The 25799-nt window shown below is 63.0% G+C and carries 23 protein-coding genes; 9 read left to right on the top strand and 14 right to left on the bottom strand.

The genetic code is table 11. The features are described from left to right. Positions 1–5: 5 nt before the first annotated feature. The 7 genes from ATY76_RS03930 to ATY76_RS03900 all read right to left on the bottom strand — a co-directional run bounded on the left by ATY76_RS03930 (position 6) and on the right by ATY76_RS03900 (position 9924). Positions 6–1754, bottom strand: coding sequence for an ATP-binding protein (locus tag ATY76_RS03930; protein ID WP_088673439.1), 1749 nt, complete (start codon positions 1752–1754; stop codon positions 6–8). Then, positions 1751–2788, bottom strand: a complete 1038-nt coding sequence (locus tag ATY76_RS03925; RefSeq protein ID WP_088673438.1) for an SIR2 family protein — start codon at positions 2786–2788, stop codon at positions 1751–1753. The genes ATY76_RS03930 and ATY76_RS03925 overlap by 4 nt, the downstream gene beginning before the upstream one ends. Before the next feature lie 278 nt (positions 2789–3066). After that, complete coding sequence (locus tag ATY76_RS03920) at positions 3067–5199, bottom strand: beta-galactosidase (protein WP_088673437.1); 2133 nt, start codon at positions 5197–5199, stop codon at positions 3067–3069. A 14-nt stretch (positions 5200–5213) separates the two neighbouring features. Continuing rightward, complete coding sequence (gene ugpC, locus ATY76_RS03915) at positions 5214–6359, bottom strand: sn-glycerol-3-phosphate ABC transporter ATP-binding protein UgpC (RefSeq protein ID WP_088673436.1); 1146 nt, start codon at positions 6357–6359, stop codon at positions 5214–5216. Between the two features lie 37 nt (positions 6360–6396). Continuing rightward, positions 6397–7248 carry a carbohydrate ABC transporter permease gene (locus tag ATY76_RS03910; protein WP_088673435.1) on the bottom strand — a complete coding sequence of 284 codons (852 nt, stop codon included), beginning with the start codon at positions 7246–7248 and terminating at the stop codon, positions 6397–6399. Next, positions 7248–8132 carry a sugar ABC transporter permease gene (locus tag ATY76_RS03905; protein ID WP_088673434.1) on the bottom strand — a complete coding sequence of 295 codons (885 nt, stop codon included), beginning with the start codon at positions 8130–8132 and terminating at the stop codon, positions 7248–7250. Before ATY76_RS03905 ends, ATY76_RS03910 begins: the two co-directional genes overlap by 1 nt. Positions 8133–8637: 505 nt before the next feature. Then, entirely contained in the window at positions 8638–9924 is a 1287-nt protein-coding gene (locus ATY76_RS03900; RefSeq protein ID WP_088673433.1) for an ABC transporter substrate-binding protein, read from the bottom strand. Between the two features lie 202 nt (positions 9925–10126). Here ATY76_RS03900 and ATY76_RS03895 point away from each other — a divergent pair, with 202 nt between their 5' ends. The 4 genes from ATY76_RS03895 (at position 10127) to ATY76_RS03880 (ending at position 13249) form a co-directional block, all read left to right on the top strand. Beyond that, positions 10127–11335 (top strand): ROK family protein, encoded by a 1209-nt coding sequence (locus tag ATY76_RS03895; protein ID WP_088673432.1) that lies wholly within the window; start codon positions 10127–10129, stop codon positions 11333–11335. 113 nt (positions 11336–11448) lie between these two features. Beyond that, positions 11449–12363: an ankyrin repeat domain-containing protein gene (locus ATY76_RS03890; protein WP_088673431.1), complete on the top strand. Its 915-nt coding sequence runs from the start codon at positions 11449–11451 to the stop codon at positions 12361–12363. Between the two features lie 113 nt (positions 12364–12476). Further along, the gene (locus ATY76_RS03885) at positions 12477–12743 is read left to right on the top strand and encodes a DUF2277 domain-containing protein (RefSeq protein WP_088673430.1); all 267 of its coding nucleotides are present in this window, start codon (positions 12477–12479) and stop codon (positions 12741–12743) included. 119 nt (positions 12744–12862) lie between these two features. Next, the gene (locus ATY76_RS03880) at positions 12863–13249 is read left to right on the top strand and encodes a cupin domain-containing protein (protein WP_088673429.1); all 387 of its coding nucleotides are present in this window, start codon (positions 12863–12865) and stop codon (positions 13247–13249) included. A 15-nt stretch (positions 13250–13264) separates the two neighbouring features. Here the strand turns inward: ATY76_RS03880 and ATY76_RS03875 are convergent, their stop codons facing one another. Next, a complete protein-coding gene (locus tag ATY76_RS03875; protein WP_245309716.1) occupies positions 13265–14071 on the bottom strand; it encodes a dienelactone hydrolase family protein in 807 nt (268 codons plus the stop codon). 758 nt (positions 14072–14829) lie between these two features. Between ATY76_RS03875 and ATY76_RS03870 the strand changes: the two genes are divergently transcribed. The 3 genes from ATY76_RS03870 to ATY76_RS03860 are packed head-to-tail and all read left to right on the top strand — an operon-like array spanning position 14830 to position 16930. Further along, positions 14830–15255, top strand: coding sequence for a hypothetical protein (locus tag ATY76_RS03870; protein WP_141104978.1), 426 nt, complete (start codon positions 14830–14832; stop codon positions 15253–15255). Next, positions 15255–16259 carry a hypothetical protein gene (locus tag ATY76_RS03865; RefSeq protein ID WP_088673426.1) on the top strand — a complete coding sequence of 335 codons (1005 nt, stop codon included), beginning with the start codon at positions 15255–15257 and terminating at the stop codon, positions 16257–16259. The genes ATY76_RS03870 and ATY76_RS03865 overlap by 1 nt, the downstream gene beginning before the upstream one ends. Before the next feature lie 56 nt (positions 16260–16315). Beyond that, complete coding sequence (locus tag ATY76_RS03860; RefSeq protein ID WP_088673425.1) at positions 16316–16930, top strand: 3'-5' exonuclease; 615 nt, start codon at positions 16316–16318, stop codon at positions 16928–16930. A gap of 103 nt (positions 16931–17033) precedes the next feature. On the opposite strand, the gene ATY76_RS03855 is transcribed toward ATY76_RS03860, so the two are convergent. After that, on the bottom strand, positions 17034–17486 hold the full coding sequence (locus tag ATY76_RS03855) for a DUF4168 domain-containing protein (RefSeq protein WP_088673753.1): 453 nt from the start codon (positions 17484–17486) through the stop codon (positions 17034–17036). A 158-nt stretch (positions 17487–17644) separates the two neighbouring features. After that, positions 17645–18508, bottom strand: a complete 864-nt coding sequence (locus ATY76_RS03850) for a DMT family transporter (protein ID WP_088673752.1) — start codon at positions 18506–18508, stop codon at positions 17645–17647. A 190-nt stretch (positions 18509–18698) separates the two neighbouring features. Here ATY76_RS03850 and ATY76_RS03845 point away from each other — a divergent pair, with 190 nt between their 5' ends. Next, positions 18699–20105 (top strand): PLP-dependent aminotransferase family protein, encoded by a 1407-nt coding sequence (locus ATY76_RS03845; protein ID WP_088673424.1) that lies wholly within the window; start codon positions 18699–18701, stop codon positions 20103–20105. Positions 20106–20364: 259 nt separating this feature from the next. On the opposite strand, the gene ATY76_RS03835 is transcribed toward ATY76_RS03845, so the two are convergent. From ATY76_RS03835 to ATY76_RS03820, 4 genes are all read right to left on the bottom strand, one after another. Then, complete coding sequence (locus tag ATY76_RS03835; RefSeq protein WP_088673422.1) at positions 20365–20766, bottom strand: response regulator; 402 nt, start codon at positions 20764–20766, stop codon at positions 20365–20367. A 10-nt stretch (positions 20767–20776) separates the two neighbouring features. After that, positions 20777–22474 carry an ATP-binding protein gene (locus ATY76_RS03830; protein WP_088673421.1) on the bottom strand — a complete coding sequence of 566 codons (1698 nt, stop codon included), beginning with the start codon at positions 22472–22474 and terminating at the stop codon, positions 20777–20779. A gap of 520 nt (positions 22475–22994) precedes the next feature. Next, complete coding sequence (locus ATY76_RS03825) at positions 22995–23624, bottom strand: PQQ-binding-like beta-propeller repeat protein (protein WP_088673420.1); 630 nt, start codon at positions 23622–23624, stop codon at positions 22995–22997. A 27-nt stretch (positions 23625–23651) separates the two neighbouring features. Beyond that, complete coding sequence (locus tag ATY76_RS03820) at positions 23652–24872, bottom strand: helix-turn-helix domain-containing protein (protein ID WP_088673419.1); 1221 nt, start codon at positions 24870–24872, stop codon at positions 23652–23654. Positions 24873–24985: 113 nt separating this feature from the next. Between ATY76_RS03820 and ATY76_RS03815 the strand changes: the two genes are divergently transcribed. Next, complete coding sequence (locus ATY76_RS03815; protein WP_088673418.1) at positions 24986–25783, top strand: DUF899 family protein; 798 nt, start codon at positions 24986–24988, stop codon at positions 25781–25783. The last annotated feature ends 16 nt before the right edge of the window (positions 25784–25799 follow it).

Raw genomic sequence — 25799 nt, 5'->3', positions numbered from 1 at the left:
ACGGATCAGCTAGTCCGGGATTGACTGCGCAGGCATTCGACCGCCGCTTCAAGCAACGTCTCCGTGGGCATTACTGAACCCCATTCCTTCCAAAAATCACGAGTAGCGCTGTTAGGTTTCACCTCTGGTCGATCGAGTTTGATCCTGGTCGGCAACAGGACCGCGTCGCCCAATAGTAGTGCCTCACCGGTATCGAGCAATGGCAGCATGGCAGTGAGGCCCACAAGAGAATCCGGCATTAATCTCTTGATGACGTTCTGGTCACTGTCGTTGGTCAACCTCAGGGCGAGAAAGTTATTACACTGAGAAAGGATAGTTCTGCTGACGTCGGAAGGCCTTTGGCTCACCACAAGCAATGAAAATCCATATTTTCTTCCCTCTTTCGCAATACGCTCGAATGACCACAGCGCCTGTCTTTGAACTGAATCAGCGTCGTCCTTAACCGGAAGATATAAATGCGCTTCATCGCACAGAAGCGTGACCGGCGTCCGAGCATCTGTGTTCATCCAGAATTGGATGTCATAGAGAAGGCGAGCGAGCGTTCCTGTAACGACTGGGAGCACATCGGCAGGAACCTCTGAAAAATCGATTACCTTTATCCCGTTTCCAGAATTCGCGCGCAAAAGCTTGATTATTTGTTTAGCGAGCCAGTCGTAGTTCAGGGCCTCCGTCGGAGGTGTAAACATGAAGCCATAGCGCCGATCGTCCAACTTAGCCTCAAGTCGAGAGATGAAACGCGTAAGCTTGTTCTCCCATTCGCCGGCAACAGGCTTACCAGTAGCCGCAGATATACCTTTGGCGGCGTTGTCCTCCTTAAGCTTGTCGACAAGTTCGGCAATCTTGTATGGAATCGGAGAGTCAACGGTGAAGGTCTCTTTCACCTTGGCTTTGCCGGCAACGTCCAGCGTCGCTCCCTTCAAATCACGGACATGCAGAGTAAAGCGGGAGGCTTGGTTGGGAGCGTTCTGATCGCTGCGATCCAAAATCATAGACAGCATTTCATCGCGGTTTAATAGCCAGTATGGCAAGAACAGCGTGTCATCCTTCGGCGCGGCAAGGTCCCCAGGGCCGGCGATGCGGAAGCGTTGCGCGAACCCGCCGTTGCTCTTATCCGCGAGTGGCTCATATTCACCATGCATGTCGAAAACGACGATGTTCGGATATTTGAGCTTGGCCGCTCTTTCAAGAATGAGGGCGACCGCCCAACTCTTTCCGGAACCGGTACTTCCTAAAATGGCCGCATGCCGCTGAAAGAACCGATCGCCGCTCGCAATTGCGTCCGCACTTCGGTCTGCGACAAACGTGCCGAGTTTTAATCTTTCCTCCTCCGGAAAACCGGCTCCGAGGATACCCATGAAACGTTGGAGATTCCCGCCCTCAATGACGAAACAGCCCCGGTCAATCTGGGGAAAGCTGTCTGCACCACGTTTGAACGTGTCCGCCTTGTCTCCATCCACCGTACGATACGTACCAATGACGAAGGCCTGCATGTGATCTGCTGGCGAAACGGTGAGTGGCGCAAATTCGCCACCCTCTGGATCGGGAAGCTCCTCACGAAGTGAACGGGTCACCCGATCGGTCATCGCGATCAGGAATTCCGCCTGCGTCGCACCCTTGATAGCAATTAGCTGTCCAATCCCGACGCGGGTCAGCATCTCGGAGTTTGTAACGTCGATTGCGACGCGACTGGTATCAACACCGGCTACGCGACCGATCTGTTCATTCTCAGTGAATTCGAGCGCTACACCTGTCATGCCGACAAAACTCCTTCCACAAAACCATCCAAATCCCAATAATTGATATCAGGATGAAATACCTCAGTTCCATCAACTATAATATTCGCGCCTTTCACACCTGCCGCCTCGTGAAATTCGATGGCGACGACATTCTTGTTTTCCACCGACATTTTTTTAGCCTTCGGTGAAAGGGCGTAGGTCAAGATGACAGTTTTAACGCCCGATTTGATACGGGGTGTGAGATGCGTCTCAAGGTGATCGTCATTGAACCCATAGCCGACAATGAGGAATCTTCTTGCCTTGTCGATAGCGTCATTCGCTTTCTCACGATGCTTATCGAAAGGGCTTTCGTAGCCGTTTCTGAACTTGTTCAATCCCGGCGTGATGATGAGCCGTGGCAATGGCAAAGCTCCGGCATACCGGACGGGGTTGCCTTCCCGATGATACCAATCAAGACTTCCGTGTGGTTTGAACACGTTTGCCCTTGCTGCGAATTTATAGCGGACATTCCTGCCCACTAATTTCGTACCACGACAAAAGCTCCAAAAGCTTTCCTGGGGATTCAGCTTCGCTGCAAATTGGCCGCTAAACATGGTATCGACACCCAGCCCAGCTTCCTCGCACGCAAGCTCTACAAGCCGGTCATAATTTGTCGTCACGATTGGAATGCCGGTATCCGGCTTGAGCAAATGAGGAATGAGCTTTGCGAGACGGAGCGTTCTGGCGTTACTGAAGATTTCCGCGATAATACTTGCCTCGGCCGCGGCAATGAATTCACCTGTGCTCTGCACAATAGCGGCTTCCAGTGATGGCGTAGGCGCATGCTTTAACAGTGCTGCCTCAAGTCCCTCAGTTTCGATGAGCGGGTGAATTTGCTCCCATAGCTTGTTATCGTCAGGGGAAAGACTAGCGGGAATATGCGTAACGAGATGGCCGCCTAGCGCTCCCATGCCGGGCACACCCTCAGCACAAGAAAGACCCGAACCGACGATTAGAACGAGCCCATCGCCAAGGTGTTCCTGCAATTGCTTTTTTAACTCACTGAGCTCCACCGGCCCGCCACTTGTATGCGCCCTATCTTCAACCTTGAGGTTATAGGAAACTAATCCGCGATTGCAATAGGGTTGACGCAGTCACGACTAGAACCGCGATCTCTGAGAGCAATTCGATAGCCCGACTGTGGCCACGGCTCTAAGTCGGCAACGTGCTGATCATCTAACAAAACTACTTGGCTTAAAACGCTGTTCGAGTAGCAGAGCCTATCGTAAAAGCCCCGCGCATCGAGAAGGCGCGCGGAACCTCTTCCTCATCGTCCTTCAGCGCCTCAGGCTCACCCCTCCACCTCCACAATCGCACACCCATACCCCGCAAGCTCCAGCGTCCCCCGCACCGCCTTCTCCCCATCCAACAGATCCCGCCCGGCCGGCACACCACCCACCATCACAACCTGATCCGTATAATTCTGCACGAACAGCAGCCGCCGTTCCTCGTTCATCCGCATCGTCACCTCCACGCCCTCCGGCAGCCCGCCGACCAGCGGCTCCACGCCGGCGGGCGTAAACAGGCGTTCGGTCAGCGCTTCGGTCAGTTCAGGCGTGAGGTAGGTGCCGAGATAGACCACCTGCCCCTTGCCGACCTTGCGGGAGGTCGCCATCGCCTGGCCTTCGGCGTAGCGGTTGGACCAGGCGGCGATCACCTCGACGTCGGGGTCGACGGTCAGGTTTTCGTAGAAGTGGCCGGCGGTCAGTTCGCGGTTGCCGAGCTTGAAGCGGCGCTGGCGGCGGTTGCTTTCGGCCGGTCTGTTCGGCGGGATGACGAGGCCGCCGGAGCGTTCCATCACGTCGAAGAGGCCGTTGGCGCCGGGGGCGGCCAAGCGGCCGAAATCCTCGACGCGCACGCCGGTCAGCTTCGAGAGCGCGGTGCCCGGCGCGGTTTCGCGGATGACGTGGTTGTCCTGCGTGCGGGTGCCGGTGCGGGCGCCGATGACGACGGTGCCGCCGGCGGCCGCGAAGGCTTCGAGCTTGGCCGTCCATTCGTCCTTCCACATCACCCAGTGGGGGACATAGAAGAGCTTCAGCCTGGAAAGATCGTCCTCGGGATGGATGAAGCCGCAGGCGATGCCGCGATCATAGCAATATTGATGCATGAGGATCGCATCGTCCTGCGGGCTCGGCAGGCCGATCGGATAGGTCTTGTGGGCTTCCTGATTGTCGAAATCGGAGCCGGCGATGCCGACATCCATGCGCACATAGGTGCCGAGGATCTTCGGCTGCAGCGCGATCATCTCGCTTGCGAAGCGGCTGGCCTCCTCATAGCGGTGGCGGCCGATATCGTCATGGTCGATGATGCCCATCCAGTAGATCTCGGCGCCGAAATGGGCCGGCCGCCAGCGGAAGAACATCAGGCCGTCAGCGCCGTGAGCAACGGAGGAGAGCGCCATGCGGCGCAGTTCCCCCGGCTCCGGCGTCAGCGTGCAGAAGCCCGGCTGGCTGCCGAAGCCCGATTGCTGCTCGGGTACGATGTAATTGCCGGAAAAGCCGCGGCAGATATCGAGATGCAGCGCCTGCACCTTGGCATGGTTGCCGAGCCGCATGAACTCGTCATAGAGCATGGGATAGATGTCGTAGCCGACGAAATCGAGATCCTTGCTGAACTGGCCGCGGAAATCGATATCCCTCAAGCCGCCGAGATTGTGGAAGACGAACCAGGCGGGTTTCACCGCGCGCAAGATCTCCACCTGGTCGTGCTGGAAGCGCGCCGTCGAGAAGGCGAGGAAGCGGTGGTAATCCTGCAGGTGGCCGGGGCTCGGGAAGGTTGGGCCGAATTCGATCGGCAGCACGACCTGATCGAAACTGTCATAGGCCGTCGCCCAGAAATCGCCGCCCCAGGCGCGGTTGAGCTCGGCGATCTCGCGGTATTTGTCGGCGAGGAACAGCTGGAATTCGCTGAGCGTCGCTTGGGAAAAGCTCTCCGGCATGCTGGTGTTGAGCTCATTGTCTGTCTGCCAGCCGACAACATAAGGATTGTCGCGGTAGTGCTCGGCCATCGCCCGGGTGATGCGCTTGCTGTGCTCGCGGAAAACAGGGCTTGCCGTATCGCAATGCTGGCGCGAGCCGTGGCTCATCGGCCGGCCCTTGCCGTCCACCCTTAAAATTTCAGGGTGGGCAGCGGTCAGCCAGCGCGGCGGGGTGGCCGTCGGCGTGCACATGATCGTATCGATGCCGTGGCGGCCGAGGATTGCTATGGCGCGGTCGAAGAGATCGAAATCATAGGTGCCGAGCTTCGGCTCGAGAATGTGCCAGGCGAATTCGGCCATGCGCACCACGTTGAAGCCGGCTTTCGCCATGCGCTCGGCATCGCGCTCCCAATAGCTTTCGTCGACATGCTCGGGATAATGCGGGACGCCGACGAGAAAGCGATCGGTCTTGACGGTGTTCCATACGGAGAGGGTCTTGTCGGACACGGGGCTGGTCTTTCCTATTTGTCGAGAATGGTCTTGCGGGCGCTGATCGTGCGGCCGCCGTCGGGAGAGAAGAGATAGAGCTCGCCGGCATCGAGCTTCAGCGCCACCTTCTGCCCGGCGGCGAAGGGCGCGACATAGCTCAGCTGCGCGGTGATGTTGCCGGTGCCGCTTTCCGACGCGATGGTCTGGAGATTGCCGGCATCGACATAGAGAATGGTCTCGCGGCCGAGATGCTCGACGAGGCGCACCTCGCCGTGAACAGCCCCGCTCTCGCTGCCCTCGGCGACCACCGAGATCGCCTCCGGCCGCACGCCGAGCGTCAGCCCGGTGCCTTTCGAAAGCGTCGCCGGCTGCGACAGCTCCACCGTCAGCGGCGAGAGGCCGGGCGCGGAAACCGTGACATGGCGGCCGGAGACGGCATCGATGGTGACGCCGAGGAAATTCATGCGCGGCGCGCCGAGAAAGCCGGCGACGAAGAGATTGTCGGGGTTGCGGTAAAGCTCCAGCGGCGAGCCGACCTGCTCGATGATGCCCTGGTTCAGCACGACGATCCGGCTTGCCATGGTCATCGCCTCCACCTGGTCGTGGGTGACGTAGACCATGGTGGCGCCGAGCTCGGCATGCAGGCTGCTCAATTCGACGCGCATCTGCGTGCGCAGCGCCGCATCGAGGTTCGACAGCGGCTCGTCGAACAGGAAAACCTCCGGCGAGCGGGTGATCGCCCGGCCGATCGCCACGCGCTGCCGCTGGCCGCCGGAAAGCTGCTTCGGCCGCTTGTCGAGCTGGTCTGTGATGCGCAGGATCTTGGCGGCGCGCGCCACCGCCGCATCGATCTCGGCCTTCGGGCGCTTCGCCATGCGCAGGCCGAAGCCCATATTTTCCGCCACCGTCATATGCGGATAAAGCGCATAGGACTGGAACACCATGGCGATGCCGCGATCGCCCGGCTCCTGCCGGCTGACATCGCGGCCGTTGATCACGATCTGGCCCGACGAGATCGTCTCCAGCCCGGCGATGGATTTCAGCAGCGTGGACTTGCCGCAGCCGGACGGGCCGACCATGACGATGAACTCGCCTTGCGCGACGGAAAGGTCGATGCCGCGCAGCGCATGATAGGCGCCGTAATTCTTGTTAATCTGACGAAGTTCGAGACTGGTCATGTCCTGGCCCTCTCTTGTTGAAACGGAAGACGCCGGCTCATCCCTTCACCGCGCCCATGGTGAGGCCGGCGATGAAATGCCGCTGCATCAGGAAGAACATCACGACGGGCGGCACGGCGACGACGATCGTGCCCGCCGAAACCAGGTTCCAGGCCGAGACCCACTCGCCACGCAGATTGGCAAGGCCCGCCGTCACAGGCTTGACGCTGTCGCTGACGGTCAGCACCACGGCCCAGAAATAATCGTTCCAGACGAAGGTGAAGATCAGGATGGCTAGCGCCGCAAGCGCCGGCCGCACCAGCGGGATCACCACATGGATCAGCGTCTGGAAGGGCGAGGCCCCTTCGGCGCGCGCCGCCTGGAACAGCTCGTCCGGCAGGGCCGCGATGAAATTGCGCATGAAGAGCGTCGCAAAGCCGGTCTGGAAGGCGACGTGGAAGATGATCAGCGCCACGGTGGTATCGATCAGGTCGAGCCGCACCATCAGGTCGCGCACCGGGATCATCATGATCTGGTGCGGCAGGAAATTACCGCCGACGAAGAGCGCGAAGATCAGCATGTTGCCGGGAAAGCGGTAGCGCGACAGCACGAAGCCGGCGAGCGTCGACAGCACCAGCACGCCGAGCACGGACGGGATGGTGATGATCAGGCTGTTCAGGAAATAGCGCGCCATCGGCGTGTCGGTGAAGACGGCCCGGTAATTGTCGATGAGGCCGATCTCGGTCGGCCAGCCCCAGAGATTGCCGCCCATCACATCAGCCGTCGAGCGGAAGGAGGTGAGGATGATGGCAAAGAGCGGGCAGAGCCAGAGGATGAGCACGATGACGACGGTCAAGACATAGAGCCGGCGCTGCCAGATCGCGCTTTCGGGAATGGGACGAGGATACATCAGCCTCCCCTCTCTTCGCTGCGGATGATGTGAGTGAGATACCAGGCGATGAAGACGGCCATGATCACGAAAAGCACCGAGGCGATCGCCGCGCCATAGCCGAAGCGGTAGGAGAAGATCGACTGCTCGTACATCTGGTAAGCGAGCACCGAGGAGGAGCCGAACGGCCCGCCCGACGTCATCACCGAGATCATGTCGAAGGAGCGCAGCGCGCCGACGACCGTCACGGCGATGGCGATGAAGGTGACCTGCGTCAGCTGCGGCAGCACGATATGGCGCAGCATGTTCCAGCCCCTCGCCCCATCGACGCGGCCGGCCCCGATCAGCTCTTCGCTGAGATTGTTGAGACCGGCGAGATAGAGCACCATGCAGAAGGTGATCTGCGGCCAGAGGGCGGCGATGACGATCGCGAAGGTGACGAAATGCTCGTCCGACAGCACCGCCGGCGCCACCGCCCCGAAGGCCCGGAAGATCAGCGCCAGCAGCCCGAACTCCGGCGTATAGACCCAGGTGAAGACGACCCCGACGGTCACCGACGCCAGCACCAGCGGAATGAAGAACAGCGACTTCAGGAAGCGCATGCCCGCGATCTTCTGGTTGACCAGCAGCGCAATCGCGAGCCCGATCGGCGGCGCGGCCATGAACATGACAAGCCAGATCAGGTTGTTCTTCAGCGACACGTAGAATTGCGGATCGCTGTAGAGCTCGACGTAATTGCCGAGCCCGATCCACACCATCGGCCCGAACCCGTCCCACTCGTGAAAACTGATCCACACGCTCCTGACCGCCGAGAGCAGGATGACGGTGAAGAACAGCAGGATACCGGGCGCGATAAGCAAAGTCGGGGTAAGCCACCAACGCTGGCGGCGCCATAATGTCTGCATCTCTGGAGCCTCAAATTATTTCGGGAGCGGGCTGATGCCAGCCAACACCGCTAACAAGATCGGGCCACTCGCTCCTTCGTCATGCTCGGGCTTGTCCCGAGCATCTACCCCGTTCGATAAGGCAGCAGATCCTCGGCACAAGGCCGAGGATGACGTCGAGTGAAGGGCGGGCGTCGCCGGGAGTAAAGCGACGCCCTCGGTCTGCCGACAAAGCCCGCCAACCTCTCTTTCGTCATGCTCGGGCTTGTCCCGAGCATCTAATCCCGAACCGATAGGGCAGCAGATCCTCGGCACAAGGCCGAGGATGACGTCGAGTGGAGGGCGGGCGTCGCCGGGAGTAAAGCGACGCCCTCGGTCTGCCGACAAAGCCCGCCAACCTCTCTTTCGTCATGCTCGGGCTTGTCCCGAGCATCTAACTCCGGACCGATAGGCAGCAGATCCTCGGCACAAGGCCGATGATGACGTCGCGTAAAGGGCGTGCTTCGTCAGCAAACTGGCACACCCATCAAATCTTATAAATCCGCTTCCGCGTCCCCTCGAGCCGCGTCAGGATGGCCTTGCGCCGGTCGGGCTTGGCCATGAACTCCTGGAAGCCGACGAGGCCGGCCTGGGCCATGTCGGGGTCGCTGTCGCGGTCGTAATATTGCGAGGTGCCCTGAACCGTCTTCATCGTCTCGACGGCGACGTTGACGAGCGGATCCTTGCTCGGCGGCAGGTCGTGGCGCGGCGGCACGTTGCCGCCCGGCTCCAGATAGGCCGCGAGGTTCTCCGGCTTGTAGAAATAGGCGAGGAAATCGCGCGCGCCCTGCTTGTTCTTCGCCTTGGCGGGAATGTGGATCGAATTGACCGAGAACTCCTCGAAATGACCGACCTTGGCGTCGAGCACCGGGAAGGTGGCGTAGGCGAGCTGCGGCAGGTCCGCTTCGGTGAAGGCCGAGCGCAGGAAGGCGCCGAGGTTCATCATGCCGGCCTTCTTCTGGGCCAGAAGGGCTGCGGCCTCCTGCCAGCCGAAGGAGGTGTGGTTCGGCGTGAAGAAGCCCTTTGATATCATCGCCTCCCACTGGTCGAAGACATCAGTCAGAGACGGATCGAGATAGCTCATCTCGCCGTTCATCAGCGCCATGTGCTTGTCGAGGCCGTTGATGCGCAGGTTCATCTGGTCGAACCAGCCGGCCGCCGGCCACAATTCCTTGGTGCCGATCGCGATCGGCGTGATGCCCGCCGCCTTGCACTTGTCGCCATAGGCCATGAAGTCCTCGGCGGTCTTCGGCACCGTCAGGCCGTACTGCTCGAACACATCCTTGCGGTAGAACATGCCCCAGAGCGTGCCGCCGGTGGGAAGGCCGTATTGCTTGCCGTCCTCGGTGACGGCGCCGGCCGTCGCCCCCAGCACGTCCTTGTATTTTTCCTTCTCGAACAGGTCGGAAATATCGTCGAACAGGCCGCGCTTGACGAAGGCACGCATGCGGTTGCCCGAAAACCACGAGCAGACATCCGGCGCGCCGGCGACGAGATAGTTGCGGATCGCCGTCTTATGCGCCTCGTGATCCATATTGTTGATCACGACGTTGACGCCGGTCTCCTTGGTGAAGCCCGCCGCGATCGCCTTCAGCGCGTCGAGTGCGGCGCCGTTGTTTTCGGCGGAGATCATCGTGACCTCCTGCGCCTGCGCGATCGCCGGGATCGGAAAGCCGCCGGTGGCCACACCGGTGACCGCGGCCGCGGAAACGGCGCCCGCCCCTTTCAGGAAGCTTCTGCGGGTGGTCTCGGGAAATTGCTTCGAAAATGCCATTGAATTCCTCCCAGTTGATCGATCAACACCGCCCGGCCCAAGCCGCCCCCTCCTTGGAACGCGCTCGATCAGGCATTCAACGCGCCGTTCGCCCTGCGAGGCCTGGCGTACAATCGCCCCGGCTTCAGTTGATCGGCGGGCGAACTTATGCATAGATTGACCGAGCCCGCAATAATTAATTTACAAAATTAAGGAATGCATCGTGAAGCTGAAAGGCGACCAGACCACGGCGAGAGCCATGAACCGACGCCTCATCCTCAACCTTCTCAGACGCGAAGGGCCGAGGAGCCGCGCCGATATCGCCACCGTCATCGGCCTCTCCCCGGCCGCCGTCACCTTCGTTGTTTCAGACCTCCTAGAGGAAGGCATCGTCACCGAGGGCAAGGCGGTGCCCGGCCCCGCCGGCCGCCGGCCGATCCCCGTCGAGATCAATTACGAGCACTCGCTCGCGCTCGGCTTCAAGCTGATGGTGGATTCGGTGGAGTGCGTGGCGACCGATCTCGCCACCAATCCCGTCGCCGCTATGCGCGTCGGCCTGGAGGGCCATGATCCTGATTATGTCGCCGACCTCCTTGCAGCCACGGTGCCCGAGCTCGTCAAGCTCGCCGGCCGTCCGAAGGCCAGACTCGCCGGCATCGGCATCTCCATGCCCGGCGTCATCAACCACGAACAGACCGCCTGCGTGCGCAGCCACCGCTTCCAATGGGACAACGTGCCGCTCGCCTCGCTGGTGGCGGCCCGCGTCCACGTGCCGGTCTGGCTGGAGGACGATACCAACGCCTATGCCATCGCCCAGCAGCTCTTCGGCCTCGGCCGCCAGCACCGCAACATGGCCGTGCTCGCCGTCGGCGTCGGCATCAGCTGCGCCCTCGTCATCGACGGCAAGCTCTATCGCGGCGCCAATGGCGCGGCCGGCAAGTTCGGCCACACGCTGTTCGAGGAAGGCGGCCGGCTCTGCGAATGCGGCAAGCGCGGCTGCCTGATGGCCTACCACTCCGAACTCTCGATGCTGCGCCGCTGGCGCGAGACGACCGGCCGCGAGGACCTCGGCCTGCCCGAACTGCGCACCGCCCTCGCCTCGGGCGATGCCACCGCCCTTACCCTCGTCGGAGATTCCGGCCGCGGCATCGGCACCGCGCTGGCCAACCTCGTCAACATCACCGACCCCGAAGTCATCGTCGCCGGCGGCGAAGCTGTCTCCCTCGGCGACCATTTCCTCACCCCCCTGCGCGAAGCCCTCACCGCCCGCACCTTCCGCACCGCCCCGCCGCTGCTGCCCGACTGGGAAGACAATTCCTGGGCCCGGGGTGCGGCCGCGCTGGTGACGCAGAAGATATTTGATTTCGAGTCATCCGGCGGGGTGACGGATGTTGCGACGCTTGGGGTGAGAGGTTCGACGTCGGCGGCTTGAGGGATGTGTGTTGCTCAGCCTCCTCGCGGAACGCGGTCGGACACGCTGCGGACTGTCCAGCCAAAGGGAACGGGTATATAATTCTCCCGCCAAATTAGCCGGGGGAGAGCGAGATGCGCGGGCTGATAGGGGGCATATTCGTCTATTTGAGCGTTCTTGCGATTTCGCACGCCGGTCAGCTTCACGAGGCGGCCAAGAGCGGCGACCTGACCGCGCTTGCGGCGGCGCTCGATCAAGGCGCTGATATCGAGGAGCAGGACAAGGGAGCCACCGCTCTCCTGCTCGCAGTCCGCAGCGGCCATCCCGAAGCGGCGGAATTGCTGATCGCGCGCGGGGCAGACGTGAACAAGCAATCGGGCCTCGGCCTGCCGCTGACGGCGGCCGTCCTGAACAATTCCGCCGATCTCATCCGGTTGCTGTTGGCGCATGGCGCCGACCCCAATACCGTTGTAAGGGGCGAGCACATGCTGCACTTCGCGGTCGCCGGCAACTGTCTCGACTGTGTCAAGCTGTTCGTGGAAGCCGGCGCCGACGTCAACGCCATCTGGGTGCGCGGTGATCCCGCCCGCAACGCCGCCATCATCACGCCCTATCATCTTGCGAAACACGACGATCATGCCGATATCGCCGACTATCTGCTGGCCCACGGCGTTATCATTGAAAAGCCCGAGCCGATTTCCGCCAAATTGGCAAACGGTGATCCAGCAAAAGGCGCAGCCTTCTTTGCCTCCAAATGCGCCAGCTGTCACGGCAAACGCCCGCAGGACATCCCCTCTTCCAAGGGCCCCAACCTGTGGAACGTGGTCGGACGAGACAAGGCATCGACCAAATACGGCGGCTATTCCAAGACCTTGCTGGCGTGGGACGGCACATGGACCTACGAGGACCTCAATATCTTCATCGCCGGCCCCACCCTCACGACGCCCGGCGTCAACATGGACGTCCGCGGAGCACCCGACGAAACCGACCGACTGAACGTCATCGCCTATCTCAGAACGCTGAGCGACACGCCGGCCCCGCTACCCTGAGCGGCAGGGCCGCCCATTTCCGTGGCCCCCGTTGCATTTCGCGCCCGCCCGACTACCTTTTCTTGCGAGGCCACTTTCCCCTCGTGGCAAACAGAAACGACCGTGAGCAAGCCATGTGCCGAAACATCAAACCTCTGTTCAATTTCGATCCGCCGGCAACCGACGACGAGATTCATGATGCCGCACTTCAGTTCGTGCGCAAGCTCAGCGGAACGAACAAGCCATCGAAACGCAACGAGGCCGCCTTCGAGCGCGCGGTCATTTCGATCGCCGCCTGCGCCCGCGAACTGATCGATTCGCTGGAGACAACCCAGCCGCCGCGCGATCGCGAGGAAGAGGCGGCGAAGGCGCGCGCCAAAAGCGCGATGCGGTTCGCGTAACCCGCAGATACACTCGCTTACAAAAACGCAGGTTTTCCGACACATCCCTGGTTCAATCATCGACTGAAATGTCATCGCGGCCAACGAGCCGGAATGGTCAGTTCAGGAAGGATGACACGATGAAAATGATCCATGCTATGGCGCTCGCCCTTGCTCTCGGCACTGCCGCGGCAGCGCATGCGGAGCAGCCGCTGCAGCGAACCGATCTCGTCAAGAGCGACATCGATGTGCCCGGCCACGAGGCCGTGCAGGTGCGCGTCGATTTCGCGCCCGGCGTTCTTGCGCCGAACCACTCGCATCCGGGCGAAGAGATCGCCTACGTTCTCGAAGGCACGCTGGAATACCGGCTCGACGGCAGGGAGCCGGTGACGCTTCAGGCCGGTCAATCCTTGTTCATTCCTTCCGGCGTGGTCCACTCGGCCAAAAACGTCGGCAGCGGCAAGGCGTCCGAGTTGGCGACTTATATCGTGCGCAAGGACGAGGCGCTGGTCGTGCCCGCCAAGTGAGCCTTGGGCGGCGTGCTAGAGGTATTTTCGCAGAAACGTGCGAACGCTGCCGATGGATTTTATGGCGGCGTTCGGATTGTATTTTTCGATATGGCCCAGCACTCTCTTTCCGGCCCTGAATTCCGGCGCGTCGAAATTGTGGTAGGTGCCCCGATAGATCTCGAGCTCGATTGGCGCGCCGTCGTCGCCAAGCGAGGCGAGCCTCTTGCGGCATTGGTCGGCCGGGCTCCAATTGTCCCGATCGCCGGCCAAGATCAGGGTCGGCACCGTCGCCTCGCCCTGAGTTGCCGCGCAGCGCGGATAGTAGGCAACCGCCGCCTTGAATTTCCGGTCCATCAACTGTTCGTTGCCTTGGATTTTCGTCCCGTCCAGCGTGACGGTGCCGCCCGTCGAAAAACCCATCAAGGCGACCCGCCCGATATCGACGAAGCGCGATTTCGCCAGATAATCCAGGGCTCCATAGGCGTCGAAGACACGATCGGGAAGAAAGCTCTGGCACGCGTCCGTGATGTTGCGGGTGGTGAAACTGTCGACGACGAGCACGACGTAACCCCAGGAAACCAGCCGTTTCGGCCAAAGGTCCTTGACGCTCGACCGCATGCCCTCGCATCCATGCAGGAGGACGACTGCCGGGAATGGGCCGTCCCCTCGCGGGCGAGACAAATATCCGAGCAATGGCATCCCTTGCGGTTGAGGGAGCGTTTCCGCCTGTTCTTTCGCCTTGCGTATCCGAAAGGGGCTGAGCTTTACCGGGGCGCTTTCGAAGCGCACCAACTCCTCGGCATGCACCGGGCCGGCCTGCGGCACGATGCCGAGACAAATGGCAAAACAGAAGCAAAATCTCGCGATCTGCACTGAACTACCCTCGACCAAATGTATTGCCCGGCGAGCGGAGCTGCGTCCGACATCGCCTTGCGGCAGGTTAGCCGAATATCCACAAATGCGCCATCGGCTGAGAGCTGCCGTGACGCGGCCGCGACCGAATATCATCCGCAAAGGGGTGCCGTGCAGCCCCCTCATCCGCCTGCCGGCACCTTCTCCCCGAGGGGAGAAGAGACTCGTGGCGGCGCCCCGCCTTTTTATCAACGCCGTTGCTTGGATATGCGTTCGGCGCTGCCGCGAGTCTCTTCTCCCCGACGGGGAGAAGGTGCCGGCAGGCGGATGAGGGGGCTGCACGGCACCCCATTGCTATCACCCTGCCTAACGGTCCGCGAATGAGAACCTAGCCCAAACACATCCGGCCCAAACCACACCGTCAGAACTCATCCCACTGGCCGCCGGCCAGCGCCGCATTGCCCTCTCCAACTCATAGAAGTCTTTGTGTTTTTGCTGCGGCGAAATCCGCCTGGAACAGAAAATTTGAAGCCGCTTCCCTATCGTAGCGATACCCTTTGCTGAAAGAGCCACCGCCTCCGGCAAAGGCTTATTGAACCTCAAGAAACCCACCACCTCCCCGTGTCATCCCCTTGCCGCGCACCCGGCCGCCACCTATCCTCCCGCCGCGACCGCGCTCCGAGTCAGGGGCTGCGTTGGGGGGCCGCCGAGGATTTGACGATGCTATGCATCGCAAAGGAATGACGATGCTTCGCAGAGTGACCGGATTCTTCAGCCTTCTTCTCTTGTCCTGCCTCGCCTCACCGGCCTTTGCCGCAGATAAGTTCTGCCCGCAAAGGCAAACGATCCTCGCCTTCAGCGATATCGTGCTTGACGGCCACGACGCCTTGACGCCGTCGGTTGCCGATAAGTTCGGGCCTGAGGCAGCCTATCTCAAGATCCGCTATGCGGGGCTCGGCGATGACGAAACCCGCATTCTGCTGGCGACGGTGCTTAAACGGAGTCCCAGGTCTCAGGCTGCGAGCGACCTTGTGTCAGCCTGGTATCTCCACCGCCTGGGTCATAAGGCGCTCCGTGGCGCGGCCGGCGCCGAAAAGTTCGATGAGATAATGTCGGGGCTTCGCATATCCGGCATCCGCGCACTGCTGCTGGATGGTGGGAGGACCTGCTGATGACGCGGTTCGCCGCTTTTCCCTTCGTGCCGCTCGACAATACCGCCGGCCCGTTCACCAATGCCGGCGGCGTGATTTCGGCATCGATCGTCGACCAGTCGGACGAATTCAAGGAACGGATCGTCCGCGCCGCGGAAGCCAATGGCTTGCCCGATATCGCAAACTATGTGGCAGCCAGCGAAAACGACCAGGCGGCATGGGATCGCTTCATTCAGCGCGGCAGTACGAAAGGCAGCAAACTTCGGCCGGAGTTCAACGCTGATTTTGCGCGAGCCATGGTGGGCCAACCCAGAGTAAAGGGGGGCGGATCGCCTAAAAACGCGCAACTCCACAGCAACGTTATCGGCACGTCTTTCGAACCGGAGCAGAGTTTTCTGGAGCATATTCTGATGGTCGAAAGTGGTTTCGAGATCGGCGATCTCGTTGCCCAACAACTGACGCAGCAGGTCAAGAGCGGTGCGATCAACAGAAGCGGCACGATGGACGTCGCCTGGCTGTTTTCCTATCGAGCTGCCGTAAAGTTGGCCGGGCGACCGGCTCTGGAAGAGGATCTGACTAGGGCCTACTCCGGCGACCGTTATGTCAGGACATCCGACGTCTTTACCGTCGGCGACGTCATTGACCGCCTGCTCGCCGTCGAGGCGCTGCAGCCTTACGTGATAGGCAAGACGGACGCCATGCCGTCCAAACCCGAGGATCTATCCGACAAGATCGATTGGCCACGCTGGACCGAAATGGCGACCAAGGTGCGCGATGGCGCCGTCTCGCCGATCCTCGCCGCCGATCTCGAAACCTTCGGCATCGTCACGGAACTGCTCTTCGCCAAGGGCGATCACGTGGCTCTGCGGGCCTTCGTCCAGCAGGCGTCGAGCGGTGAAGCCCGCCTCGCCGTCGCCAATGATTTCGCCATGCGCCTCGATCGCACCTGCGCCGCCTATCTCTACCATCCTGGCGAAGCCTTCACGCTCAGCGGCCGGCCGATCTTCAAATTCGATACGGAGTGAGCAGCGATAAGGACAGCCCGCAACGGTCGCTTCGGACAAGTCCTCGGAGAACTGGGATGAAGACCGCCATCATATTCGACTGCGAATATCTCTGCCGCGAAGGCTCACAACGCCGGTTCTGGTGCGCAGCACACGACCCCGACCCCGTCATAGCGCAGATCGGCGCCGTCAAGCTCAGCCTCGAAGGCGAATTTCCGATCCTCGATACGCGCAGGATCTACATCACGCCCGTCGACCGTTTCGGCAGGCGATATCCGATCGATCCTTACTTCACCGATCTCACGGGTATTACCGAAGCGGATATCGACGCTCGTGGCGTGGCGCTGGAGGATGCCCTGTCGAGTATGGACAGCTTCTCGGAGGGCACCCGGTTCTGGTCCTGGGGCAAGGACGAGATGAACATGATGGCGATCAGCTGCTATGTCGCCGGCATCCAGCCCCCCATTCCGGCCCAAAGGTTCGATAACGCCGTCAAGCTTCTGCTGGCCGCCGGCATGCCGATCGAGGATCTGGCAAAGACGCCGAGCAGCAAACTGGCCGACTACTACAGCGTCGAACATCCGCCGCTGAGGGGCCACGACGGCCTCGAGGATGCGCTTTCAGTGACTTACACGCTGCAGCATTTGCTGAGGATCGGGAAACTGAGCCCCGAGGTTTTCGACCGGCTCTGAGGGAAGACCGCACGCTCCGGCAATGCCCTGCCAAAGGGCGAGCATTGCCGGAGCGAACGTATCGCGTCCGCTCCGCCGCATTCGCGGCGCCTGGGCGCGCTGCCTATTGCTGCTGCTGCGGCTGCGCCGGCGACGAACTGCCGACCTTTTCCAGGACCTTCTTGGCAAGAGCCGGGTCGCTCTGCGCCGCCGTCAGGATCGAGGAATATTCCTCGACGGAAATATCCTTGGAGGCCTGCACGGTGTCGACCATCTCTTTCTTGGCCTGCTCCTGCAGCTTCTGCTTTGCGGCCTGATCCTTCGTCGCGTCGATCTTGGCCGAATATTCCTGCCGGACCTTATCGACCTGCACATAGGCAACGGCAAAGGCTTCGAGTTTCTGATCGCTGACAGGAGCGGCCGCACCGCTGCCCCCACCCTGTCCTTGCATCGGCGCCTCGCCCTGTGCGGGCTGCTGCTGCGCCTGGGCCATCTCCACGGCAGATGCCGGGCTGAGAGCAAGCAGGCTGAAAACCGCAGCCGTCATCGTTGCAAGGGATGTGTAACGAGTGATCATCTTCATTCCTTTTCCGGTGATTTCGGTCGATCGCTCAGCCACTGAAAAGGCTGGCGAGGTCGCGACGATGAAGCCTGAAAAGGGCACGATGCGGCGGTAACGGGGCCATTTGCTGACGATTGAGCGGCTGCTTTGTGACCGGCGGGGAGGTTCAGCCGCTACCGCGCAAACCGCCTCGCCCCGGCCACGCAGACGATCACACCGACCGTTACGCCGAGCATCGCCCAGGTCACCGGCTCGTGCAGCAGGGTGGCGGCGAGCGCCAGGCCGAAGAAGGGCTGGAGCAGCTGCAGCTGGCCGACGGCGGCGATGCCGCCCTGGGAGAGGCCGCGATACCAGAAGATGAAACCGATCAGCATGGAAAACAGCGAAACATAGGCAAGGCCGACGAGCGCCGGCGTTTCGATGCCGGAAAAACTGGCCGGGCGATAGAGAAATGCGACCGCGACCATCAGCGGCAGCGACAGCACCAGCGCCCAGGAAATCACCTGCCAGCCGCCGAGCGTGCGCGACAGCCGGCCGCCTTCGGCATAGCCGAGGCCGCAGGCGAGGATCGCCGCCAGCATCAGGAGATCGCCGACCGGCGATGCCGTCAGCCCCTGCGCCAGGGCAAAACCCGCCACCAGCGCGCTGCCGAGAACGGAGAAGAGCCAGAAGGCCGGCTTCGGCCGCTCGCCGCCGCGGATCACGGCAAAGGTCGCGGTCGCGAGCGGCAGCAGCCCGACGAAGACGATCGAATGGGCTGACGTGACATGCTGCAGCGCCAGCGCCGTCAGCAGCGGGAAGCCCACGACCACGCCGAGCGCGACCACGACGAGCGACAGGATATCGCGCCCCGACGGCCGCTTCTCGCGAAAGATGATCAGCAGGCAGAGCGCCAAGGCCCCGGCGATCGCCGCGCGCGCGACGGTCAGGAAGACGGGATCGAACTGCGCCACCGCAACACGGGTCGCCGGCAGCGAGCCGCTGAAGATCACCACGCCGATCAGCCCATTGATCCATCCCGCCGTCATCCGTTCCATCATGTATTCCTTCCAGAGTCCATGCCGGTCTTGAGAAGAACGACATGCATAAAAACAACGAGCTAAGCGCGCCCCTTGAATCAAATTGGCAGGCGGCGCGCTGCTCACCTTTATCGGCCTGTACGGATGGTCATGACAGTGACGGTCTGATACGATTTCGCAAAACTGTTATGGTGCGGAAGCAGTACGGATGGACGAAGAACTGGCGGGACGCACACGCGTCGAGATGGTGATTGCGACGATCCGCCAGCGCATCGCCGGGCGCAGCCTGACGCCCGGCGCGAAGCTGCCCTCGGTGCGCGGCCTGGCGGCGAGCATGAAGCTCTCGACCTCGACCGTCGTCGACGCCTATGAGCGCTTGGTCGCCGAGGGCGCGATCCTGTCGCGGCCGGGCTCGGGCTTTTATGTCGCCAACCAGGCGGCACCCTTCGCGCTTGCCGAGGCCGGTCCGAAGCTCGACCGCGCCGTCGATCCTTTCTGGATCTCGCGGCAGTCACTGGAAGCCGGCGAAGCCGATCTCAAGCCCGGCTGCGGCTGGCTGCCGCCCTCCTGGCTGCCGGGCGATGGCATGCGCCGGGCGCTCCGAACGCTTGCCCGCACCGATGGGGCGGCCCTTGCCGATTACGGTTCGCCGCTCGGCCTGCCGCCGCTGCGCCAGCTGATTTCGCGGCGCATGGGCGAACACGGCATCGAAGCCTCGCCGGATCAGATCATGCTCGCCGAGTCGGGCACGCAGGCGATCGACCTCATCTGCCGCTTCCTGCTCGAACCCGGCGACACCGTGCTGGTCGACGACCCCTGCTATTTCAACTTCCATGCGCTGCTGCGCGCCCACCGCGCCAAGATCGTCGGCGTGCCCTACACGCCCTCCGGCCCCGATATCGAGCAGTTCGCCCACGTCGTCGCCGAACACCGGCCGCGGCTCTACATCACCAATTCCGCCATCCACAACCCGACCGGCGCCACACTTTCCCCGGTCACCGCTCACCGTGTCCTGAAACTTGCCGACCAGTTCGATCTCACCATCATCGAGGACGATATCTTCGCCGACTTCGAATATGCGGCGGCCCCTCGCCTCGCAGCATTCGACGGGCTCGACCGCGTCATCCACATCGGCAGCTTCTCGAAGACGCTCTCGGCGTCGGCCCGCTGCGGCTTCGTCGCCGCCAAACCCGAATGGATCGACGGCCTCACCGACCTCAAGATCGCCACCTCCTTCGGCGGCGGCCGGATGACCGCCGAGCTGGTGCTCGCCGTCCTGAGCGACGGCGGCTACCGCAAGCACATGGAGACGCTGCGGCAGCGCCTCGCCCGGGCGATGACCGAGGTCTCGGCCCGGCTGAAGGGCCTCGGCGTAACCCCCTGGCTGGACCCCCAGGCCGGCATGTTCCTCTGGTGCCGCCTGCCGGAGGGCATCGACGCGGCGAACGTCGCGCGGGCGGCCCTGGAAAGACGGATCGTGCTCGCCCCGGGCAATGCCTTCAGCCTGTCGCAGACGGCGACGGGTTTCATGCGGTTCAATGTGTCGCAGACGCTGGATGGACGGGTGTTCGAGGTGTTGGGGGATGTGTTGCGAAAGCGGCCGGAAGAAAGATGAGCGGCAACGCCAAAAATGCATGGGGCGAAAGCGAAGGGCAATGGAAGGTGTGCCGTGAGGCCCCCTCATCCGACCCTTCGGGCCACCTTCTCCCCGCTGGGGAGAAGACAGAGCAGGCCGCGCGGCCACCGTCCCACAGCACGAGTCTCAAGCTGGGCGAGGCCTCGCCACATCCCCTTCTCCCCAGCGGGGAGAAGGTGGCGGTAGCCGGATGAGGGGGCCGCACGGCACACACTCACCCTTCCCAGCCACCATCCCATCAAAACGACCGGTTGACCACCTTGTCATTCTCCAGCCGCGTCACGCATCCCTCCAGCTTCGCAAGCAACAGATCGAAATCGAGCGGCTTCGTCAGATAGTCCGCGGCCCCGGCGCGCAGGCCGGCCAGCGTGTTTTCGCGGTCGGTCAGCGCCGTCAGCAGGATGAAGGGGATGTTGGAGAATTGCGGGTGGTTGATCTGGATTTCCGCCAGCAGCTGGTGGCCGTCCATGACGGGCATCGAGATATCGCTGATGACGATGTCGGGCCATTTCGACAGGATCATTTCCAGGCCCTCGGCGCCGTTTGCGGCTTCGAGCGTCCTGTATCCGGCTTCGTTCAGCTCCTCGACGAGGAGGTTGCGGATCTCGACTTCATCTTCAATGCACAGGACGGTGACCATAAGCTATTCCTCAAGCTGCAAAATGTTGATCCTGCGATAGACGCTCTATCGGCAGGAGAATGGTGAAAGTGGTGCCCTTGCCGAGCTCGCTCGCCACCTCGACCTTGCCGCCATGCAGTTCGACAACCTGCTTGACGACGTTGAGGCCGATGCCGGTTCCGGCGATGCCGGTGGCGCTGCGGGCGCGGTAATAGGGCTGGAACAGTTTCGGCAGATCCTCGGCATCCATGCCGATGCCGCCGTCGGCGACCGAAATCTCCACCGTCTTTTCGTCTACTCGCGCGCGGATATGGATATCTCCCGCATTTGGCGAATATTTGACGGCGTTCGAGATCAGGTTGGTAAACACCTGCTCCATCGCGCTGCGGTCGAAGGTCAGGCGGTCGGGGATCGGCGCGAGATCGAGGTGGAACACATGCGCGCGGCTCAGCGGCCGCTGCCGCTCGCAACACTCGACGAGCAACGCTTTCAGATCGCCTTCGCTGGGCTTCAGGATGATCTGCCCGGTTTCCAGCCTGCCGCTCGCGAGGATGCTTTCCATGAGGCCGACCATGCGCACGACCGCGCTGCGGATCACGCCGGCCTTTTCCAGCACGTAATCGCCGCTGACATTGGCGGTCGAGCGGCAGAGCCGCTGGGCGGCGGCATCGATGATGGCGAGCGGCGTGCGGAACTCGTGCGAGGCCATGGCGACGAACTGGCGCTGTAGCGCATTGACGTGGCGCTCATGCGCGAGAAGCCGGTCCAGCTCCTCCCTCTGCCTGTCGATTTCGGCGGTGCGGTCGGCCACCATCTCTTCCAGATGATTGCGGTGATGGGTCAGTTCGGCCTGGCTGTCGAGCAGGGTCATCGACGTCCGGTGCAGGCCGCGTCCGAGCCAGAACACCGCGGTGATCAGTATCGCCAGGCAACCGATGCCTGCCGGCGCGATCTGCTTCAGCAGCATGAAGCCGGGGCGGATCGGCGGCCAGACGAGATAGCCGATCGTGCCGCCGTCATGCGAGGCCACCGCCACCTGCGCCCGCGCGTCCAGACTTTTCGAACGTGTAAAGCGCAGGCCTTCGAGCCTGGCGTAATGGGCGATGTTTTCGGCGACTTTGCCCTCGATGAACTTCACCGAGACGGCGATGAATTCCTGGCCCGGTTCGATCTGCATCCTGGCCGAGCTCGGCAGGATGGGCCGGGCGCTGGCGATCGCCGGCCGGTTGCCGATCATCACTGTGCGCACATGCGCCAGCCGGCCGAGCGGTAAGGCCCCGGGCTTTCCGGCCCCGTCGACGAGTGCGGCGCGCATCTCCCCGGCAAGGGCGGTCATCTCGTTTGCGTCGTCGCTGCCAAGCCGCGGCGGCATGGTGTCGGCCCCGTTGCGGAAGGCGAACATCAGCCGGTTGGTCTCGTCGAAAATATAGGTCCGGTCGTGCCCGAAATACCGGCTCGTCCACCGGCCGATATTGTCGACCAGCCAATCATGGTTGCGCTGCTTGGCGTAAAGGAAGGCATCGTCCCACTTGGTGATGCTTTCCTGCTCGCGCGGAAGCGCGTTGATCTGCTCTTCCAGCCCCTGGCCGACGAAATCGGACTGTCGGCGCAGCGAGATGTCATCGACCTTGACGGAGGCAAGCCAGGCAAAGCCGCAAAGCAACACCGCCGCCGCAGAGGTGAGCGCCACCAGGACGAACGTAATGTGCGATGTGAGCCCGACCTTCAATCCCCGCAACCTTTTGACGGCTTTCGCTACCGGAGAAATTGACACGCAAAAGTTGACGGACGATGAACTACTCTCGGAGAGAAATTGCCCATCCTTCGTCATTGCCGGCGTGCTTGCATTCGCCGTTTCGCCGAGCAGCCCCCTCATCCGCCTGCCGGCACCTTCTCCCCGAGGGGAGAAGAGACTCGGAGCAGCGCCCCATCCCCTTCTCCCCAGCGGGGGTCCGAAGGACGGGTCGAGACCCGTGGCTCGACCCAGGTCGGTAGCCCGAAGGGTCGGATGAGGGGGCCACGGGCACATCGCTAAAGGCAAGCCGGACGCCCTGCCCCGGAGAAAGCAAGAAGCAACGCCGAGCGCGTGCTTCGAGGCTTCGCCCTCCGGGCTGCGCACCTCAGCATGAGGGACCGTTGGAGATTGCCGCATCCCGAGAGAGCCTCATCCTGAGGTGCCCCGCAGGGGCCTCGAAGGACGAGGCGGGTGCTCCGGCGATCGCCGGATGCAATAACTCACCCGCCAGCACTCACGGCCGGCGCACCGCGCGGATCTTGCCGCTGCTGCCGCCGCCGCAGAAGAAGCAGTTGCCGCCATCGGATTCGAGGCCGGAAACGCCGGTGCCCTCGGGCATATCGAGCCGCTCCAGCACCTCGCCGGTCTCGGGGTCGATGCGCCTGACGTCGCTGTCGTCGCCTTCCCAGGTGCCGTGCCAGAGCTGGCCGTCGACCCAGGTCACGCCTGTGACGACGCGGTTGGATTCGATCGTGCGCAGGATCTTGCCGGTCTCGGGATCGATCTGGTGGATCCGGCGGCCGCGATGCTGGCCGACCCAGAGCGTGCCCTCGGCCCAGGCGAGGCCGGAATCGCCGCCATTGCCGGGGGCCGGGATGGTGGTGAGGATCCGGCCGCTCTTCGGGTCGATCTTGTGGATGACGTCTTCGGCGATCTGATAGAGGAATTCGCCGTCGAAGGCCGTGCCGGCATGGGAGGCGACCTCGATGACGCGCACCACCTCGCCGCTGTCGGGATCGAGCGCGTTCAGCCTGTCGCCCGAGGCGAACCAGACATGCCGGCCGTCGAAGGTGACGCCGTGGACGCGCTCGGCATCCGGAAAAGGCCCATATTCGCGCAGGATCTGAGCAGCCGAATTCTTCATCTCTTCCTCCTTGTGGATGGAACCATACTAGTCGCTCGGCAGCGGCCCGGGGAGTAACAAGATCGTCGGGAATGAGGAGAGCGGCGGGCTCATCCAGCGGCGCGCCCGCCCGCGCCCGAGCGCTCGCACCCGGCCCTCGCCGGCAAGCGTATCGAGCGCCCGCTGCACGGTGCGCGGGCTCGCCCCAAGAGCGATCGCCAGCGCCGAGCTCGACCACGCCTCGCCATCGGCGAGCAAGGCGAGCACCGCCGCATGCGGCCCTTCGACGAGCGGCGCCAAGACCGCGATCTCGCCGGTCCCTCGCGGCGAAAGCGCAAAGCCGCGCTTGGTCGCCGAGACCTCCGCCAGCCCGGCAAGTTCGGCGCGCAGCCGACCGATCTCGACGCGCAGCCGCGCGCGGTGGGATTCGTCGGCATGCTTGCCGCGAAAGGCGCGCGCAATCAGCACGCCGCGCGCCACATCCGCCGGCCAGGCCTCGGCAAGCGCGCGGGCAAGCGCAAAAAGCACCGGCCGGCTTGCCAGCGGCACCGCCGCGCCGGCCGCGCGCACGACATGGCGGCAGGCATCGACGACGAGCGCGCCGGATGCAAACAGCGCCTCCACCTCGGCAAGCAGCAGCGGGCGCTCGTTCCCAAGCGAAACCAGCCGCGCCGCCGGGAGATCGAGCACGCGGGCGGCGGCATCGACCTCTGCCGTCAGCACCGGCATATCGGCATGGCGCGCCGCAAGCCCTGCCCGGTCGAGTGCGGCGCGCGCCGCCTCCGTTCGCAGCCGCCGGATGGCGATGCCGGCCGCGACCAGCTCGTGGGCCGCCCGCAATGGCGGCGGCAGCGGCGCCGGATCGAGCGCTGCCATCGCCTGCTCGGCTTCATCCAGGCGGCCGATCAGCACCAGCCGGCGCACGGCGATATTGCCGGCATGGGCTGAATTGACCCGGTCGCCATGCGCTTCCAGAACCTTGCGCGCACCATCCAGCGCCTTGACCGGCCATCCGAGATCGCGCGAGACGAGCGCGATCTCGGCCTCGGCGACCACGCAGCGGGCGCGTGCCACCGCCTCGCGCGGGCCGAAGGCGCGCGCGGCGCTCTTCAACAGCGCCTTGGCGCGCATGAGATCGCCGAGCTGCGCCATGGCGATGCCGCGCAGCGCCAGCGCCGCCGCATCCTCGCGCAGCGCCACCCGTTTCAGGGCGCCCAGCACATCGCCCGATGCCAGCGCCCGCGCCGCGGCCGTGATCAGCGAGTCCATTCAAATCCCGTCACACTTGTCACTCCCGCCATTCGCCCGCCCGGCCGTAATCTTCACTCGATCTCAGGCCACCGCGCCGGATGCTAGACAAGAGACAGGCAAAGGAGAAGACCATGACGGCAATGCTGAACGCAACCCGCGAGCAATGGCTGGCGGCAAGACTCGATCTGCTCGAGGAAGAGAAGGAACTGACGCGGCAGAGCGATGCGCTGGCGGCCAAGCGCCAGCAATTGCCGCGCGTCAGGATCGACAAGGAATACCGCTTCGATACCGACGGCGGCAGCGTCTCGCTGAAGGATCTCTTCGGCGGGCGTTCGCAGCTTCTGATCTATCACTTCATGTTCGGGCCGGATTACAGCGCCGGCTGCCCCTCCTGCTCCTCGATCGCCGACGGCTTCGACGGCGTCTTCGTCCATCTGCAAAACCATGACGTCGCCTTCTGGGCGCTCTCGCGGGCGCCGCTTGCCAAGCTCGACGCCTTCAAGCGGCGGATGGACTGGAGCTTCCCCTGGGCCTCCTCGGCCGGCAGCGACTTCAACGGCGATTTCAGCGTCTGGTTCAGCGCCGAAGAGCAGCGCTCGGGCGGCATCGAATACAACTACCGCCGCGAGCCGCCCGCCCCCGAGCCGGCGCCCGGCAGCACCGTGCAGGAATGGCAACTGCGCGGCAGCGAAGCGCCGATCGTCCAGATCGCGTCCATGACCGGCACCGACGTCGCCACCTACACCCGCGACCGCCCCGGCGTCAGCGCCTTCGAACTGATCGACGGCGCCGTCTACCACAGCTATTCCAGCTATGCGCGCGGGCTGGACGGGCTCTGGGGCGTATACCAATGGCTCGACCGCGCGCCGAAGGGCCGCAACGAAACCGGCATCTGGTGGCGCCACCACGACCGCTACGGCAAGGAGTGAGGCCGATGCCGCTCGC

Source organism: Rhizobium sp. R339, from assembly GCF_002211395.1.
In the GTDB taxonomy this organism is placed as follows: Bacteria; Pseudomonadota; Alphaproteobacteria; order Rhizobiales; family Rhizobiaceae; genus Rhizobium.
This window is presented reverse-complemented; position numbering and strand designations above follow the sequence as displayed.

Bases quoted from the DNA above. Each gene is read 5' to 3' on its own strand.
- ATY76_RS03930 (WP_088673439.1), bottom strand. From the start codon at position 1,754: ATGACAGGTGTAGCGCTCGAATTCACTGAGAATGAACAGATCGGTCGC.
- ugpC (WP_088673436.1), bottom strand. From the start codon at position 6,359: ATGACCAGTCTCGAACTTCGTCAGATTAACAAGAATTACGGCGCCTAT.
- ATY76_RS03910 (WP_088673435.1), bottom strand. From the start codon at position 7,248: ATGTATCCTCGTCCCATTCCCGAAAGCGCGATCTGGCAGCGCCGGCTC.
- ATY76_RS03905 (WP_088673434.1), bottom strand. From the start codon at position 8,132: ATGCAGACATTATGGCGCCGCCAGCGTTGGTGGCTTACCCCGACTTTG.
- ATY76_RS03900 (WP_088673433.1), bottom strand. From the start codon at position 9,924: ATGGCATTTTCGAAGCAATTTCCCGAGACCACCCGCAGAAGCTTCCTG.
- ATY76_RS03890 (WP_088673431.1), top strand. From the start codon at position 11,449: ATGCGCGGGCTGATAGGGGGCATATTCGTCTATTTGAGCGTTCTTGCG.
- ATY76_RS03885 (WP_088673430.1), top strand. From the start codon at position 12,477: ATGTGCCGAAACATCAAACCTCTGTTCAATTTCGATCCGCCGGCAACC.
- ATY76_RS03880 (WP_088673429.1), top strand. From the start codon at position 12,863: ATGAAAATGATCCATGCTATGGCGCTCGCCCTTGCTCTCGGCACTGCC.
- ATY76_RS03870 (WP_141104978.1), top strand. From the start codon at position 14,830: ATGCTTCGCAGAGTGACCGGATTCTTCAGCCTTCTTCTCTTGTCCTGC.
- ATY76_RS03865 (WP_088673426.1), top strand. From the start codon at position 15,255: ATGACGCGGTTCGCCGCTTTTCCCTTCGTGCCGCTCGACAATACCGCC.
- ATY76_RS03860 (WP_088673425.1), top strand. From the start codon at position 16,316: ATGAAGACCGCCATCATATTCGACTGCGAATATCTCTGCCGCGAAGGC.
- ATY76_RS03855 (WP_088673753.1), bottom strand. From the start codon at position 17,486: ATGATCACTCGTTACACATCCCTTGCAACGATGACGGCTGCGGTTTTC.
- ATY76_RS03850 (WP_088673752.1), bottom strand. From the start codon at position 18,508: ATGGAACGGATGACGGCGGGATGGATCAATGGGCTGATCGGCGTGGTG.
- ATY76_RS03845 (WP_088673424.1), top strand. From the start codon at position 18,699: ATGGACGAAGAACTGGCGGGACGCACACGCGTCGAGATGGTGATTGCG.
- ATY76_RS03835 (WP_088673422.1), bottom strand. From the start codon at position 20,766: ATGGTCACCGTCCTGTGCATTGAAGATGAAGTCGAGATCCGCAACCTC.
- ATY76_RS03825 (WP_088673420.1), bottom strand. From the start codon at position 23,624: ATGAAGAATTCGGCTGCTCAGATCCTGCGCGAATATGGGCCTTTTCCG.
- ATY76_RS03820 (WP_088673419.1), bottom strand. From the start codon at position 24,872: ATGGACTCGCTGATCACGGCCGCGGCGCGGGCGCTGGCATCGGGCGAT.
- ATY76_RS03815 (WP_088673418.1), top strand. From the start codon at position 24,986: ATGACGGCAATGCTGAACGCAACCCGCGAGCAATGGCTGGCGGCAAGA.